At 36.5% G+C, this 16,719-nt stretch carries 13 protein-coding genes; 9 read left to right on the top strand and 4 right to left on the bottom strand.

Features of this window, described 5'->3' with window-relative positions:
- Positions 1 to 68: 68 nt before the first annotated feature.
- From purU to ACEWK1_RS18885, 3 genes are all read right to left on the bottom strand, one after another.
- On the bottom strand, positions 69 to 968 hold the full coding sequence (purU, locus tag ACEWK1_RS18895) for a formyltetrahydrofolate deformylase (protein WP_121663995.1): 900 nt from the start codon (positions 966 to 968) through the stop codon (positions 69 to 71).
- A gap of 82 nt (positions 969 to 1,050) precedes the next feature.
- Positions 1,051 to 1,503, bottom strand: coding sequence for a threonine/serine exporter family protein (locus tag ACEWK1_RS18890; RefSeq protein ID WP_212135309.1), 453 nt, complete (start codon positions 1,501 to 1,503; stop codon positions 1,051 to 1,053).
- A 44-nt stretch (positions 1,504 to 1,547) separates the two neighbouring features.
- Positions 1,548 to 2,303 (bottom strand): threonine/serine exporter family protein, encoded by a 756-nt coding sequence (locus ACEWK1_RS18885; RefSeq protein ID WP_121663997.1) that lies wholly within the window; start codon positions 2,301 to 2,303, stop codon positions 1,548 to 1,550.
- 695 nt (positions 2,304 to 2,998) lie between these two features.
- Between ACEWK1_RS18885 and ACEWK1_RS18880 the strand changes: the two genes are divergently transcribed.
- The 3 genes from ACEWK1_RS18880 (at position 2,999) to ade (ending at position 8,030) form a co-directional block, all read left to right on the top strand.
- Positions 2,999 to 4,987 (top strand): hypothetical protein, encoded by a 1,989-nt coding sequence (locus tag ACEWK1_RS18880; protein WP_416636558.1) that lies wholly within the window; start codon positions 2,999 to 3,001, stop codon positions 4,985 to 4,987.
- A gap of 197 nt (positions 4,988 to 5,184) precedes the next feature.
- A complete protein-coding gene (locus ACEWK1_RS18875; RefSeq protein ID WP_232273747.1) occupies positions 5,185 to 6,120 on the top strand; it encodes a DMT family transporter in 936 nt (311 codons plus the stop codon).
- A 170-nt stretch (positions 6,121 to 6,290) separates the two neighbouring features.
- Positions 6,291 to 8,030 (top strand): adenine deaminase, encoded by a 1,740-nt coding sequence (ade, locus tag ACEWK1_RS18870; RefSeq protein WP_416636557.1) that lies wholly within the window; start codon positions 6,291 to 6,293, stop codon positions 8,028 to 8,030.
- A 63-nt stretch (positions 8,031 to 8,093) separates the two neighbouring features.
- On the opposite strand, the gene ACEWK1_RS18865 is transcribed toward ade, so the two are convergent.
- Positions 8,094 to 9,125 carry a HEAT repeat domain-containing protein gene (locus tag ACEWK1_RS18865; RefSeq protein WP_416636556.1) on the bottom strand — a complete coding sequence of 344 codons (1,032 nt, stop codon included), beginning with the start codon at positions 9,123 to 9,125 and terminating at the stop codon, positions 8,094 to 8,096.
- A 334-nt stretch (positions 9,126 to 9,459) separates the two neighbouring features.
- On the opposite strand from ACEWK1_RS18865, the gene ACEWK1_RS18860 reads away from it, so the two are divergent.
- The 6 genes from ACEWK1_RS18860 to ACEWK1_RS18835 all read left to right on the top strand — a co-directional run.
- Complete coding sequence (locus tag ACEWK1_RS18860; protein ID WP_416636555.1) at positions 9,460 to 10,725, top strand: DUF5068 domain-containing protein; 1,266 nt, start codon at positions 9,460 to 9,462, stop codon at positions 10,723 to 10,725.
- A 310-nt stretch (positions 10,726 to 11,035) separates the two neighbouring features.
- Positions 11,036 to 12,433 carry a PTS system trehalose-specific EIIBC component gene (gene treP, locus ACEWK1_RS18855; protein WP_416636554.1) on the top strand — a complete coding sequence of 466 codons (1,398 nt, stop codon included), beginning with the start codon at positions 11,036 to 11,038 and terminating at the stop codon, positions 12,431 to 12,433.
- Between the two features lie 126 nt (positions 12,434 to 12,559).
- Complete coding sequence (treC, locus tag ACEWK1_RS18850; RefSeq protein ID WP_416636553.1) at positions 12,560 to 14,248, top strand: alpha,alpha-phosphotrehalase; 1,689 nt, start codon at positions 12,560 to 12,562, stop codon at positions 14,246 to 14,248.
- Between the two features lie 72 nt (positions 14,249 to 14,320).
- Entirely contained in the window at positions 14,321 to 15,037 is a 717-nt protein-coding gene (gene treR / locus ACEWK1_RS18845) for a trehalose operon repressor (RefSeq protein WP_121664003.1), read from the top strand.
- A 107-nt stretch (positions 15,038 to 15,144) separates the two neighbouring features.
- On the top strand, positions 15,145 to 16,374 hold the full coding sequence (gene pepT / locus ACEWK1_RS18840; RefSeq protein ID WP_416636560.1) for a peptidase T: 1,230 nt from the start codon (positions 15,145 to 15,147) through the stop codon (positions 16,372 to 16,374).
- Between the two features lie 28 nt (positions 16,375 to 16,402).
- A partial coding sequence (locus ACEWK1_RS18835) for an amidohydrolase family protein (RefSeq protein ID WP_416636552.1) occupies positions 16,403 to 16,719 on the top strand: 317 nt, incomplete at its 3' end.

The raw sequence follows: 16,719 nt of genomic DNA, 5'->3' as shown, positions 1-16,719 counted from the left end.
ATCATCAGCTGTTGAATGCACAACAAAAAAGTGACTCAAGGAATATACTTTCCCTTGAGCCACTTATATTAGAAGACAATTGTTTTATTTTCGTGAACAAGAATACGGTCTTCAAGATGCCATTTTACTGCTCTTGCTAACACACTTCGTTCAACGTTACGACCAATTTTTTTCAAGCTATCAACATTATCACGATGATCCACACGGCTAATGTCTTGCTCAATAATTGGACCTTCATCAAGATCATTTGTTACATAATGGGACGTTGCTCCAATTAATTTCACTCCACGTCCATATGCTCTTTCATATGGTCTTGCACCAACGAAGGCTGGTAAGAAGGAATGGTGGATATTGATAATTTTGTTTGGATTTGCAGATACAAACTTCGGCGTTAAAATTTGCATATAACGCGCTAAAATAATTAAATCAATATCATGCTCTTTTAGAAGCTGAAGTTGTTGATCTTCTACTTGCTCACGAATATCCTTGTTGGCAGGAATATGATAGAACGGAATATTTAGTGATTCAACGACTTCCCTTGCTTCTTCATGATTACTAACGACAAGCGAGATATCTGCCATTAAGTCGCCGCTTTGCCATTCCCATAGAAGCTCAAGTAAGCAGTGCAATTCTTTTGAGACGAAAATCGCCACTTTTTTCAAATTATATACATGCGTAAAGTTCCAGTCCATTGAAAATTTCTCTGCAATTTGATTAAACTGGACCTCCATCTTTTGTGCTTTATCTTTTAAGTTTGGACATTCAAATTCAATTCGAATGAAAAAAGTACCGCCCTCAGGATTTGTAGAGTACTGACTTGATTCAATAATATTAGCATTATGCTCAAATAAAAATGTTGATATTGCTGAGACAATACCAGGTTGGTCCGGACAGCTAACTAATAAACGTCCACGATTTTGATTTTTTTCCTGAAAATGTTCAATTTGATTTTTTATAAATGCATTCATTATATATACCTCTCTATAAGTGATTAAAACATTATACATTAGTCAGTCAAAATTATTAAGGTTTTAAAAACACTTTTTTATTTTATGACTTCGTAAATTCATGATTTCGCTTCTGCTTTGCCTTTCGAATGATCTGATTCATCACCTCTGATAAAACCAATCCTATTGCAATTGCACCAGAAATCATAAAGGCCTTTGCTGCAAGTGGTATCGCAGCATTATAGTCATTTTCCACCACTTGCCTCATCGCATCATACGCTAGTCCTCCCGGCACTAACGGAATAATTCCGGACACGTTAAATATAATCACAGGCGTTTTATGCTTCTTTGCATAGTATTGACTAATAATTGCAATAACAAAAGAGGCAATTAAAGAAGCAAAAACACTGTCATTAGAATACTCAAACAACCCGATATAAATCATCCAGCCAACCATTCCAGCGAAACCACATCGAAATAATGCCTTAACAGGTGCATTAAAGATGATTCCGAATGCTGCTGATGCGATAAAGCTTGTTATAAGCTGTTCAATCAAATGAAGCCCTCCTTATAAGAAAGCTGTATTGCTATCCAGAAATGTTAATAAAACGAGAAAACAACCGCAACACCCGCTCCGATGGCAAATGCGGTTAAAAAGGCTTCTGCTCCCTTTGATATTCCGGATACTAAATGACCTGCCATAAGGTCTCTCACTGCGTTTGTGATGAGCAAACCAGGTACTAACGGCATAACAGAACCGATAATAATTTTATCCAGCTCAGCACCAATATTAAGCGTGACAAATAAAACAGATAGTAGACCGATGATAAGTGATGCTAAAAATTCAGCAAAGAACTTTATTTCGACTAATCGATGAAGATAGATTAAGCTTGAAAATCCGATTCCGCCCGCAATAACTGCTGGAAGAAAATCCGTCCAGCCACCTTGAAACATAATTAAAAAGCAACCACTTGCGATCGAAGCTGCCCCAATTTGTACCCAAATCGGGTAGGCGTGAGCATCTAGTTCAATTTCCTTTAAATGAGCATATGCCTCTTCAACCGATAATTCCCCGTTGCTTATTTGTCTCGAAACACCATTTACTTTTGCAACCTTTTGCAAATCTGTAGAACGATCAACTATTCTTACAAGCTGTGTGGGGGTTTTACTGCTTACAGAAAAAATGATTCCTGTTGGCGTGACATAGCTATGAGTCTCCTTTATCCCATAAGCTGCCGCTATTCTCATCATTGTATCTTCTACCCTATACGTCTCAGCCCCACTACGAAGCATAATTTTCCCCGCTAACAAACAAACATCAATAATATCAAAGGTTTGGTTTTGGTCAACACTCACCTTTCCTTCACCCCATCCTTAAGATACCTAGTTTGAGTTTAAAGAAGTTGGCGGAAATAGGCAAGGGATGGTGATTGTGGGGTGGTGCCTGGTGTGGGGTGGTGCCTGTCACTTCCCGAAGTTTGTCGAGGAATTCGGGGGGAGCTAGCGATATGAAGACCGTTTCACTCGTTTTTTCTCACCATTTTGGTCTTCATTGCTCCTATGAAGACCGTTTTACTCGCTTTTTCTCACCGTTTTGGTCTTCATCTCTCCTATGAAGACCGTTTCTCTCGCTTTTACTCACCGTTTTGGTCTTCATCTCTCCTATGAAGACCGTTCCACTCGCTTATACTAATCATTTTGGTATTCATTGCCCCTATGAAGACCGATTCTCTCGCTTTTTCTCACCATTTTGGTCTTCAACTCTCCTATGAAGACCGTTTCACTTGCCTTTACTGATCGTTCTGGTCTTCATCTCTCCTATGAACACCGTTCACTCGTTTTTTCTCACCGTTTTGGTCTTCATCTCTCCTATGAAGACCGTTTCACTCACTTTTACTCACCGTTTTGGTCTTCATCTCTCCCATGAAGACCGTTTCACTGGTTTAGGTTGACCACTGCCACTCCCCGAAGCTTGTCCAACGCCACCTGCCTCACAAATGCACTCTTCCTTGAATAAAGTAATAAAAATACCTAGTTAGGGGTGACTGGAAATGATGAGGCTTCCTGTTATTCTGTCCGGTCCTATCCTTCGTAGAGTGGAACGTTCACAGGTGTTTATTTGGCTTGCTACGAGCAAGGATTATTCAATAAATGCTGGATTGTATGAGAAGCAAACACAAGGTTCAAAAAATCAACCTTTGTCAATAAGAACTAAAACAAAGACCGTTCGTTTAGGGAAACACCTATATATTCATCTCATAAAATTAATGCCAACACGAGGTGAGTTTCCTGTTAATCAATTTTTGGGTTATAACTTATTCTTTAAAAAAGGATTAGAGGAATATGATTTAGGCAGTCTGCAGCTCTTATCTTCAGATCATCCAGAATCACTTGTATATGAAGGATTTGACTATCCTGCATTTTTTATTAACACTAACAAACATTCAACCATTCTGTATGGTTCCTGCAGAAAGCCCCACGGTAAAGGGGAAGATACTTTAGCCAAAGCAGATGATTTAATAAAAGAACATGATCAAAATTTTACATTAAGACCTAGTTCACTTTTCATGCTTGGCGATCAAATCTATGCTGATGATATAGCCGGTCCACTCGTACCGTATATTCAAAAAATTAAGCAGGAACTAATTGGTGATGATGAAAATTTAATTGAGGTCGAACCAAAATTAAATAAGTCACCCTATCAACACCTTTTAACTAAAATTAACGGACGACAATCGATTGCAGAGGATCTCTGTAAGTTCACATCATCTCATGCTGAAAACCATTTGCTTACCTTTGGAGAATATGCAGCAATGTACTTATTAAACTGGAGCCCTGCGCTTTGGAATGTCTTGATAGAGTCACATGGCGCAAATGCAAATGCATTTGAAGATTTATATAACAGAGATTCTTTTTACCCTAAAGAAAAAGATGATCTTCAACATCATTTTCTTGAACAAATTGAGAATGTTCATTATTTCCAATCAGGGCTTTCAAAGGTTAGAAGAGTGTTAGCAAATGTTCCAACATATATGATATTTGATGATCATGATATAACAGATGATTGGAATATTACGGATAATTGGAAAGAACAAGTCTATGAGGCTCCGCTTGGAAAGCATACGATTGCTAGTGGTTTAACGGCTTATTGGGCCTTTCAAGGTTGGGGAAACAACCCGAATAGCTTTGATTCCTCCTTTATTCACGATATCGAGCAATACTTAAAATTAAATTCGGTCAATACGCCTTCTTATAATCGCTGGATAAACACAATTCTTGACTTTGAAGGGTGGCATTTTATTGCCCCGACAAACCCGAAAACACTTTGTCTCGATACTCGAACTCTACGGGAATACGAGTCTACCCAAAGTAACCATATAAATTTTTCTAAACCTTCTAAATTAATTGGCTCAAGGGGATGGGAACTCCTAGATACGCTAATTAAGGAAAGCTCATGGCAACAAGGGGACTCGTTACAAATTACTTCAGCAACTCCGCTTTATGGGGTTGATAGTATAGAGTCATTTTTAAAGAAAAACATCTATCCGTTTCGGTCATTGGGTATACCTGTTCAATACAAACTAGATTTTGAAGCTTGGAAATATAACCTTAATGGCTTTTATTCTTTTCTGGAACAATTGTTAAAGTGGAAGCCAGGTGAGTGTGCTATTTTATCAGGAGACGTTCATTATGCTTTTCGAGCAAAAGCTGATCTTGAGCTGAAGGGTGAAGATCTTACTATTTACCAATTTACGAGCAGTCCAATGAAGAATGAGAGTTTTGAAATGCTTGGTGGAAGCTTATTGAAGCTCATCATTTGGTTGAACGATATTCGAAGACAAGAACCTGTCTTAAAACGGTACGGTATGAAAAACGGAACTGTGAAGAAGCTTAAGGATACCTCCGAAACATCGGAATCATTATTATGGAAAGAAAAAATTACTTACTACTCCTTAGAAAGTGGTTCAATGATTGAAACAAAAAATAATCTCGGGGTGTTCTTGCGTGACAACAAGGGAGTGCGGAGTTACTTGTTGTAGTGACAGGCACCACCCGAAGTTTGTCGAATAGCATCCTCCTTTAATGGAGGGTGTTTTTTTGGCCCTTTTTGAAAAAGTCTTAATATGTTAGATGAATTTAGTAGTTACTTCTTTCTTTTTTAAATATAATGTTTATGTTGCTGCTTAGAGCAATAGATTTGTAGAAATTATCTACATATAAGAAAGAAGGGTACTGCTTGGTTAATAAGCATCAATATCAAATTTATATATCGCTATTTGTTGTAATGGTTTTTTGGGGATTCAATGTTATTGCAACAAAGCTTCTTGTTACAAGCTTTATGCCTGTGACAATGACAGCTTTTCGTATTTTTACAGCAGCTGTTGGCGTGTTTATCATTTTATTTTCTTTAAAGCTTGTAAGAAAACCTACCAAAAAGGAATGGCAGTACATTATCATCTGTTCCTTATTTAATGTTGTTGGACATCATTACTTTCTGTCAATTGGTTTAAAAGAGACCTCAGCTTCTAATGGGGGACTAATATTAGGAACTGGACCAATCTTAACGACGATTCTAGCCTTTTTATTTTTACGAAACAAAATCACGATCCTTCGCTTTTGTGGAATTATTCTTGGATTTATTGGCATTTCATTCATTGTGTTTCAAAATGGAGAAAGTTTGGAAGGTATTTCTCTTGGTGATGTTCATGTATTTCTTTCTATTTTTGTTCAGGCCGTTAGTTTTATTATGATTAAGAAGGTATCTTCAACATTAGATCCCCGCCTGATGACAGGTTATATGCTTTTCATTGGCTCACTTTTACTCTTTATCATCAGCCTTATTGTTGAGCCTGCTGGTCTCGAGAGCATGACTAACGGATCAATTTCTATATGGATTGTCTTCTTCGCTTCAGCATTTTTAGCAACATCTGTTGGACATATGATCTACAATTATGCGGTTGGAAAAGTTGGGCCAGCTGAGTCAGCTGTTTTCATTAATCTTAATCCATTTTTCGCATTAGTTGGTGCAACCATATTTTTAGGAGAAGTCATTACACTTCAGCAAATGATCGGTTTTATTTTCATCATTTTTGGTGTTGTGCTTGGGTCAGGTGGTTTTGAAGGCATTATTCGAAATCAAAAACGAAAGAGAAATAGAGTAATTGATTGCTAATGTTAAGATTATTGACATTAAATGTTAGATGTTTTAAAATTTGTTTAACTTATCATACACTGATAATAAGAAATACTAGTATCGGATTACCGCCGCAAAGAAAAGGTTATGCTTTTTTCTTGCGGTTTTTTTCTAAACTATTTTAATAAACGAAAGGAGAGATCATACCAATGGAATACTTTACTCATAAACTAGCTGCTTCTGCAAAGAAAGTAAAAGCTGATGTTGTTATAAAAAACGGGAAAATAATAGATGTATTTAATGGTGAGATCATCGAAGAAGACATTGCAATTACGGATGGTGTTATCGTTGGAATTGGTCATTATGAAGGAATCCAAACCATCGATGCCAAGGGAAAATATATTTCACCAGGTTTTATTGATGGTCATGTTCACATTGAGTCCGCAATGGTAACTCCTCAACAATTTTCTCAAGTCGTCATTCCACACGGTGTCACAACAGTTATTGCTGATCCCCATGAAATAGCCAATGTTAGTGGTTCAAAGGGCATTCAATTTATGATTGATTCAGCAAAGGATATCCCTTTAAACAACTATTTTATGCTTCCTTCCTGTGTTCCAGCTACCCCGTTTGAAAATGCAGGTGCCGTACTTACTGCCGATGATTTAGAGATATTTTACAAAGAAGAACGTGTTTTAGGGCTTGCTGAGGTGATGGATTTTCCTTCTGTTTTTCATCAAGAGAAGGGGATGATGAAAAAGCTCATAACAGCCAATAAACTCGGTAAAAAAATAGACGGCCATGCTGCTGGTCTATCTGGAGATGCCATAAATGTTTATGCATCTGCGGGAATTAAAACGGATCATGAGTGTGTCACACCTGAGGAAGCACATGACCGTTTGAAAAGAGGCATGTACGTTATGCTTAGAGAAGGATCAGCTGCAAGAGATGTTTCAGCTTTATTGCCTGTTATTACTGAAAGGAATTCACGTCGCTGTCTCTTTGTGACCGATGATAAACATTTAGATGATTTAGTTGCTGAAGGAAGCATTGATTATAATATTTTTCTTTCCATTAAAGGGGGACTAAACCCAATTCTTGCCTACCAAATGGCCACCATCAACGCAGCAGAATGCTTTGGCTTAACATCAAAAGGCGCTATTGCTCCAGGCTATGATGCTGATCTTGTATTTATAGATAGTTTGGAAGATGTAAAGATTGAAAAAGTATTCTTAAAAGGGAAGCTTATGGCTGAAAATGGACGTTTTGTTTGTTCAGAATTTAGTGAAACAACTCCATCCATCCCGGATACTTTATCAAACACCATTCATATTCAAGATATTGAAATCGATGATCTGCAAATCCCATGTTTACAGGGAACTACAGCTAACATTATTGAGATCATTCCAAATAAAATCATTACAAAGCATATTGTTGAAGAAATTCATTCACAAAATGGTTATTTTCAACCATCTGTTAGCAGGGATCATCTTAAGATGACCGTTGTTGAAAGACATGCAGCAACTGGAAATATCGGATTAGGAATCGTCAAAGGATTTGGCCTTAAAAGTGGAGCAATTGCTTCGACTGTTGCACATGATTCTCATAATATCATTGCTTTAGGTACAAATGATCAAGATCTTCTTAAAGCCATTTATGAATTAAAAGCAATGGGCGGTGGCCTGGTTGTAATGAATGAAAATATGGTGATTGCTTCCTTACCGTTAGAAATTTCAGGCTTAATGACAGCCTCATCTTTTAAAGATGTAAATAAGATGCTAAAGGAAATTGATGAGGCTCTACTGCATATTGGCTTTACAGGAAACTTCAACCCATTTTTAACTCTGTCGTTTTTAGCTCTGCCTGTAATCCCCGAATTAAAATTAACAGACTTGGGGTTGTTTCAAGTGAAGGATTTTAAGCATGTGGATGTAGTAAATCTCAGGTAAGAATGCCGTAAAAGGGAGATACAATATAAGGGATCGGTGCAATTCCGATCCCTTTTTTTCTTTTTACCTTCCCTCAATCTTACTTTTCCACTCCTCAAGCCGAGGATGCTGGATTCCAACAATTTTAAAATAACTATACGCAAGCTGATCCTCATCGATTAGTATCGTTGTTTCCGCTTTGCTAACATAATCCTCAATTTCCCGCTGTGCTTTATCTGATAGCTGATGAACAAGCGCCTCAAAGATGACTCCTTGTACATCCATTCCTTCTAGTTGATGATAAGCATCACGTAACGTTTCTACTGCAGCTTCTGTTTTTATGTTTTCAATAACAGATGCTGCAAAAATTAAGGCATCTTCATGTAATAAATAAGGCTTAGTAGCTTCTACAACCTTATTTGTTTGAAACGAGATAAGCGCTTCAGCTGTTTCCTCTATTAACATATCGTCGTCTCTAGTTAATAGAGATGCAAGAAGATCGGCATGCTGATCCATTTTCATTAATCCCAGTAAATAAACAGCAATGTAGCCATTATAATCAAACCAATCCTCCTGAAAATTTTGGGCGAAAACACTTAAAACCTGTTCTTCTGTTATGTATTTCTTTTCAAAAAGGGAATAAGCAATTTTCTTTAATCTTTGATACAGGAAATAATTCAAGTCTTGTTCAGCATTCAAAGTAGTTAAAGCGTTAAAATATCCCTCCCATACATCCTCTTCTGTTCCATTCTCCAGCACTTCATAAACGCGCCAATCTTCTTGTTGAAAAAGATCTGTTAATCTTTCTCGATGCTTTATGAGTATACGGGGATGAAACTCTATTAATAATCGTTCATAGGTATACCGGATTTGATCAGTAGTATCTTTCCTTGCCTCAATTAAAAGATGAACCAGATCTTCATCATTAGGATCGACCTTAAGAAACGATAATATAGACTTTGCCTTTTTAGGCTTATTTATAGCTTCAAGAAGTAATCTCTTTGTCCATTTCTGGGATTTGTTCGTAGGATAATCATGAAGAGTATGAGCAACAAAATCCTGAAGGATAAGGTCATCTGTTGTAATAAACGGTTCAATTGTTTGTTCAAAATTCATATAAGTTGTCCTTCCTGCAAATTCTCTTATTTATGTTTTAACATGTTAAATGAAAAAAACCAATGCCCACCTGTTATTGTATTATAGACAGCTAGAAATAAATAAACACATTCTGGAACTCATAGCAAAAGTACCAGGAACAAATGATCACATTTTAACAAAGATAGTTGAAAGGGCATACATCACATATTAAACATGACTTTATCCTTATAGCAAATTCCTCCATCAGACCTTAACTACCATTTTTAATAAATTCTGTAAATAAAAGGGTTTTTTGTAAGGATTCTATTATAATAGATAACTGTGGGAAAAAATTGATAAAGGTTGTGAAAATGTGAAAAAATCTAAATTTTTATTTTCTACATTGTTTTTCAGCACACTTCTTCTAGCTGCATGCGGAAACGATGAAGAAGCTTCCGGAACAAAGCAAGAAGAAGCTCCTGCTCAAGCTGAGGAAACACAAACAGCTAATGATGAAGTAGAAACTGAAACAGAAGAACAAGATGCCGGAGAACAACCACAAGGCGATAATGAAACGTTAAATCCATTTATTGCTGAAGATTCTGAAGGGAATGTGGAGATTCTCTATACAAATAAAGATCCTCAATATACTCATGATATGGAAGGCTTTAAAGTATCAGTTGATGAATATCAACTTGTAAAAGTTACAGACGTGAATGAATATTCAACCATCTATTTTGATGATCAAGTTGATGGATATGTTGTTACCGCTAAAGTAACTATAGAAAATGGAACAGATAAACCTATGTATTATAACAATTCTCATCGAATTCAGTTAAGCAATGATTTAGATTACATACCTTCTGATTGGAAAGCGTTTGTACCAGAAGATCAACAGATTTTTAAGATTAAAAAGAACCAGGATGATATTTCCTTATTCGAGGCAGGAGAAAAAGTAACAGGCTTATTAACTTTTAAAATGACTAATGAAGATTTTGAAAAGTTAAAGTCAGTTAAGCCTAAATACGTAATAGAAGGTGGAGCAGCGGAGAACTCTGATTTTAGCGGAAGCATTTCAGGAAATTCACCGTCATATGATTTTATCTACAACGATGAACAAGCAGAAACAACAGCTTCTCAACCACAGTTCTTCCAAGATCGTTTAACATCAGATAACTGGGCTGATAAGAAGATGATTTTTGAAAAAGCAAACATAAATGATACCAAAAAAATCGGTGATGTAAACGTTACGGTTGAAGGGGTACAATATACAGAAGTTATTCCAACCGAAGCAAATAAAGAAATGTTTAGTGATTTTGGAGACAGTGGCGTTGCTGCCCTAACTGTCAAAGTGAAAATAGATAACGGATCAACTACACCAGTTAGCATTAACAACTTAGGAACCATTTTGAATGTTGATGATAACCGAGTACGAGTCCTTAGTCAGGGAATGGCTGAACCACGTGACCCAGCAACAATCGCTGCTGGAGAAACCGGTGAAAAACTCCATGTTTTCTTATTTAGAAAAGATGAATTTGGTTTATATAAAAAATTTGTTATGGAATTTGGTCCTTTTTATGCTGAAAACGGTGAACAAGCATTTAAAGGTCGAACAGCAGAATTTACGTTACCTAGATAATATATATGTGTTGTATGAAAGCCAGTTAAAAAGCTGGCTTTTTTTAATTCCTCATCCCTTCACTTCGATTAACAATCTACATATTGGCCAAAACTAAATACTTCTATATAACACCTAAACTCTTCAACCATCCATATAAAACTCTAGTTACCCAACTTTGTGAACGATTAATTTTGTTGACAACATGTATATACAAGTTTATGATAATACCATATTTGTATATACACATATGCAAACCTTGTTCTGAAATGAAAACGCTATTCTATTCGTTTTATCTGGAACGAGACTTATATATTTGGGAGGGAAAACCATGAGTGTCGATCAAAAACAAGTAACGGACATTATAGATGCGATTGGTGGTAAAGAGAATATTTCTGCTGCCACACACTGTGTGACACGACTTCGTTTTGCACTAGTAGATGAATCAAAAGTAAATAAAGAAGCACTTGAGAATAATTCGTTAGTAAAAGGATCTTTCTCAACAAACGGACAATTTCAAGTTGTGATTGGTCAAGGAACAGTAGATAAAGTTTACAAAGAGCTCGTTCAACAAACAGGTGTAGGGGAAGCTTCAAAGGAAGATGTAAAAAAGGCATCTGAGAAAAACCTAAATCCTATCCAACGCGCTATCAAAACATTGGCTGATATTTTCATCCCAATTTTGCCTGCCATTGTAACAGCTGGTTTATTAATGGGGATTAATAATATCTTAACGGGACCAGGAATTTTCTATGATGGAAAATCAATTATTGATGTTCATCCACAATGGGCCGATTTGGCTAGCATTATAAACTTAATAGCAAATACAGCCTTTGTCTTTCTACCTGGCTTAATTGGCTGGTCGGCCGTAAACCGTTTTGGCGGAAGTCCATTATTAGGTATTGTGCTTGGACTAATGCTTGTTCACCCAGATTTATTAAATGCATGGGGATATGGAACAGCTGAACAAATCCCAACATGGAATTTGTTTGGATTAGAAGTTGAAAAGATCGGCTACCAAGGTCAAGTTTTACCGATTTTAGTGGCCTCATTGCTATTAGCTAAAGTTGAATTATTTTTACGTAAACGTGTTCCGGACGGTCTTCAATTATTAATTGTTCCTCCGCTTACACTTTTAATTACAGGATTTGCATCATTCATCGTAATCGGACCTATAACGTTTGCAATAGGAAATGTATTAACAGATGGCGTGATCTCAATCTTTGAAAACTTTGCAGCACTTGGTGGACTGATTTATGGAGGATTATATGCCCTATTAGTTGTAACAGGCATGCACCATACCTTCTTAGCAGTTGATATTCAATTAGCAAACGCAGGCGGAACATTCCTATGGCCAATGCTGGCATTATCAAATATTGCACAAGGATCAGCTGCTTTTGCAATGATGCTTATTTTAAAAGAAGAAAAACAGAAAGTTTTAGCGTTAACATCCGGTATCTCTGCATGGCTTGGTATTACTGAACCAGCAATGTTTGGTGTTAATTTACGTTACCGCTATCCATTTATTGCCGCACTAATTAGCTCAGGTATCGCCGGATTATTTATCTCTATTAACGGAGTAAAGGCATTTTCTATTGGTGTCGGTGGTGTACCAGGATTTTTATCGATCGATTCACAATTCTGGGGATCATTCTTTATCGGAATGGCGATCGTAATCATCGTTCCATTTTTGTTAACCTTTGTTCTTGCAAAAATAAAAAAACAATAGATCCACTTGGATCATTGTCAAATGCGAAAGCCTTAGTACTTTCTTTCTACTAGTAAAAATAAATCAAATCGGGACAAGATGCTTGTCCCTTTTCTTTATATAAAACTAATAATGGTGGTGTTTAATTTGATTAACCCATGGTGGAAAAAATCAGTCGTTTATCAAATCTATCCAAAGAGCTTTCATGATACAACCGGAAACGGTGTTGGTGATCTACAAGGGATTATTAGTAGGTTGCCTTATTTAAATAAATTAGGAGTTGATGTGATTTGGTTAACACCTATCTATGCTTCTCCACAAAAGGATAATGGATATGATATAAGTGATTATTATTCAATTCATGAAGAATATGGAACAATGGGTGATTTTGATGAGCTAGTTGAAAAAGCACATCAACATGACATAAAGGTGATTATGGATATCGTTGTTAACCATACCTCAACAGAGCACAAATGGTTTAAAGAAGCTAGAAAATCAAAGTCTAATCCATATCGAGATTATTATATTTGGAAGGATCCTAAAGCAGATGGATCACCACCAACAAACTGGGAATCCAAGTTCGGCGGTAATGCCTGGGAGCTTGACGAAAAGACAGGGCAATACTATCTTCATCTCTTTGATGTTACTCAAGCAGATCTGAATTGGGAAAATGAAAAGCTGCGTAAAGAAGTGTATGAAATGATGAACTTTTGGTTTGAAAAAGGTGTTGATGGCTTCCGCCTAGATGTTATTAACTTAATATCTAAAAATCAATCCTTCCCAGATGATGATGGTTCTACAGCTCCTGGTGATGGAAGAAAATTCTATACAGACGGTCCCCGTGCTCATGAATTTATCCATGAAATGAATAATGAAGTGTTTTCAAAGCATGAAAGTTTAACAGTAGGAGAAATGTCTTCAACAACAATTGATCATTGTATTCAATATTCAAATCCAGAGAGCAAAGAGCTAAGTATGACATTTAATTTTCATCATTTGAAGGTTGATTATCCTAACGGTGAAAAATGGGCTCTTGGTGAAATGGATTTTCTTTCATTAAAAGAAATTCTTTCCACTTGGCAGACTGGTATGAACAAAGGAAATGGCTGGAATGCCTTATTTTGGTGTAACCACGATCAGCCACGAGTTGTGTCGCGATATGGAAATGACAAAGAATATCATAAAGAATCAGCGAAAATGCTCGCAACCACCATCCATATGATGCAAGGTACTCCTTATATTTATCAGGGAGAAGAGTTTGGGATGACTGATCCTAAGTTTAACTCTATTGAGGAGTATCGTGATGTTGAGTCACTGAATATGTATAACATCCTTAAAGAAAAGGGGATGTCAGACGAGGAAATCCTTGAAATCTTAAAGCGAAAATCACGTGATAACTCAAGAACACCAGTACAATGGAATAGCTCTCCGCATGCAGGCTTTACATCAGGTACACCTTGGATTGATGTTGCAGGCAATTATAAAGAAATAAATGCTAAAAATGCATTAGCGGATTCGGACTCCATTTTCTATCATTATCAAAAGCTTATTTCATTACGAAAACAGTATGATGTGATCACAACAGGAAATTATAAGCTTTTATTAGAAAATGATCCTCAAATTTTCGCTTATATACGTCAAACATTTAATGAAAAACTCTTAGTAGTTAATAATTTTTATGATCAGCATACCGAATTCATTTTGCCCGAGCATGTAATTGTTGAAGGGTATAACAGAGACATTCTTTTATCTAACTATAAAGATTCATCATTATCGTTTGAAAACCTGAAGCTACGTCCATATGAATCCATTATTTTTTATTTATCGAAAAAATAAGACATTCAAACCGTAATAGAGCCTATATGTATCTTGTTATTCGTTCATGGTAAGATAGGAATGGTGATGACGATGAGACAAAATAAATACCATTCTATATATAAAGAATTATCGGAACAAATTAAATCTGGGGATGTTAAAGCAGGAGATATTTTACCTTCTGAAAATGAGTTAGCTGTTCAACATGAAACAAGCAGAGAAACCATTCGAAAAGCCCTAAATTTATTATCACAAAACGGCTTTATTCAAAAAATTAAAGGAAAAGGCTCAGTTGTCATTGACGTTCAAAAAATGAGCTTTCCTATCTCAGGGCTTGTTAGCTTTAAGGAAGTATCAAAAAACCTTAATAGAGAGACGGTAACAACTGTTCATGACTTTGGTTTGATTAAGCCTGAGCCCTTTATTAAACAGCAGCTACATGCATCAAGCAAGGATGAAGTGTGGAAGGTTGTTAGATCTCGAACTATTAATGGTGAACGGATTATTTTAGATAAAGATTATTTCCTAAAGAAATTTGTCCCGACATTAACTAAACAAATATGTGAAACCTCCATCTATGAATATCTTGAGCAACAATTAAAGCTGAATATTAGCTTTGCAAAAAAAGAAATTGTTGTTGAAGACTGCACGGAAGAAGACAGACAACTTCTTGATCTTGAGGGCTTTTCTCATATTGTTGTTGTGAAAAATTATGTGTACCTTGAAAACACTAGCTTGTTTCAATACACAGAATCCAGACACCGCCTCGATAAGTTCAGATTTACTGATTTTGCACGAAGAGGTGTGTAATTCATGCATTGAGTGAAAACTCAATGCTTTTTTCTGTTTCAATATTGGTACCAAGCATTTTCTTCATGATAAGATAAACCTATCTCATAGTAAGGAGAGTAATCATGATGAAAAATGAAATCATTGAAAGATTTACAAGCTATGTAAAAGTTGATACACAATCAAATGAAAACAATGATACATGTCCATCCACACCTGGTCAGCTTACACTTGGCAAGCAACTAGTGGAGGAACTGAAGGAAATTGGTATGCAGGATGTCACAATGGATGACAACGGCTATGTGATGGCAACCCTTCCTGCTAATACAGATAAAGAGCTTCCTACAATCGGGTTTCTTGCACATATAGATACGGCAACAGATTTCACTGGCAAAAATGTAAACCCACAGCTCATCTCAAGCTACGATGGAAAAGATATTGTACTAAACAAGGAGCTAAATGTTGTTTTATCTCCATTACAATTTCCAAATCTAAAAAACTACGAAGGTCATACACTTATCACAACCGATGGAACGACATTATTAGGTGCAGATAACAAAGCAGGTATTGCAGAAATTATGACGAGTATGGCCTATCTGATTAATCATCCAGAAATCAAGCATGGCAAAATACGTATAGCCTTTACACCTGATGAAGAAATTGGGAGAGGACCTCATAAATTTGATGTTGATGCCTTCAATGCTGACTTTGCCTACACAATCGATGGCGGTCCATTAGGTGAGCTTCAGTACGAAAGCTTTAATGCAGCTGCAGCCAAAATCACATTTAAAGGAAACAATGTTCACCCAGGAACCGCAAAGGGGAAAATGGTCAATTCGTCTAAAATAGCAATGGCCTTTCAAAGCAAGCTCCCTGCAATGGAAGCTCCTGAGTTTACAGAAGGGTATGAAGGATTTTATCATCTTATTGGCATTCAAGGTGATGTTGAAAATACATATGTACATTATATTATCCGTGATCATGATAAACAGAAGTTTGAAGAAAGAAAGCAAACAATCACTAAGCTTGTTGAGGAATTTCAATCTGTATATGGTCAGGATTCCGTTGTTTTAGAGCTCAATGATCAATACTATAATATGAAAGATAAAATTGAGCCTGTGAAGTATATTGTGGATGTGGCTCATGAAGCAATGGAGAACCTTGGCATCACACCTATTGTTGAACCAATCCGCGGTGGAACAGATGGCTCACAGCTATCCTATATGGGATTACCAACTCCTAATGTATTCACTGGCGGCGAGAATTTTCATGGGAAATTTGAATTTATTTCGGTTGATAATATGGTAAAAGCAACTGAAACGATTATTGAAATATGTAAGCTATTTGAGAAAAGATAAGGATTCTAAGATGAAAGGGATGCCCCGAATGCTTACGCTTATTAAAAATGGAGAAGTGTATACTCCAACTTATATAGGAAAAAAGGATCTTCTCCTCGTAGATGAAAAAATTGGATTCATTGAGGACCATATTTCATTACCTACTGATTTTGTCGATATAAACGTAGTTGATGCGTCCGGAATGAAAGTTGTACCAGGCTTTATTGATTCACATGTTCACATTACAGGCGGTGGTGGCGAAGGAAGTTATAAAACCCGCACTCCTGAACTGCAATTAACAGATGCTACTTTATCAGGCATTACTACCATTATTGGTGTGATTGGCACCGATGGCACAACAAGAAC

The organism is Metabacillus sp. YM-086, assembly GCF_048059995.1.
Lineage (GTDB): Bacteria > Bacillota > Bacilli > Bacillales > Bacillaceae > Metabacillus > Metabacillus litoralis_B.
This window is presented reverse-complemented; position numbering and strand designations above follow the sequence as displayed.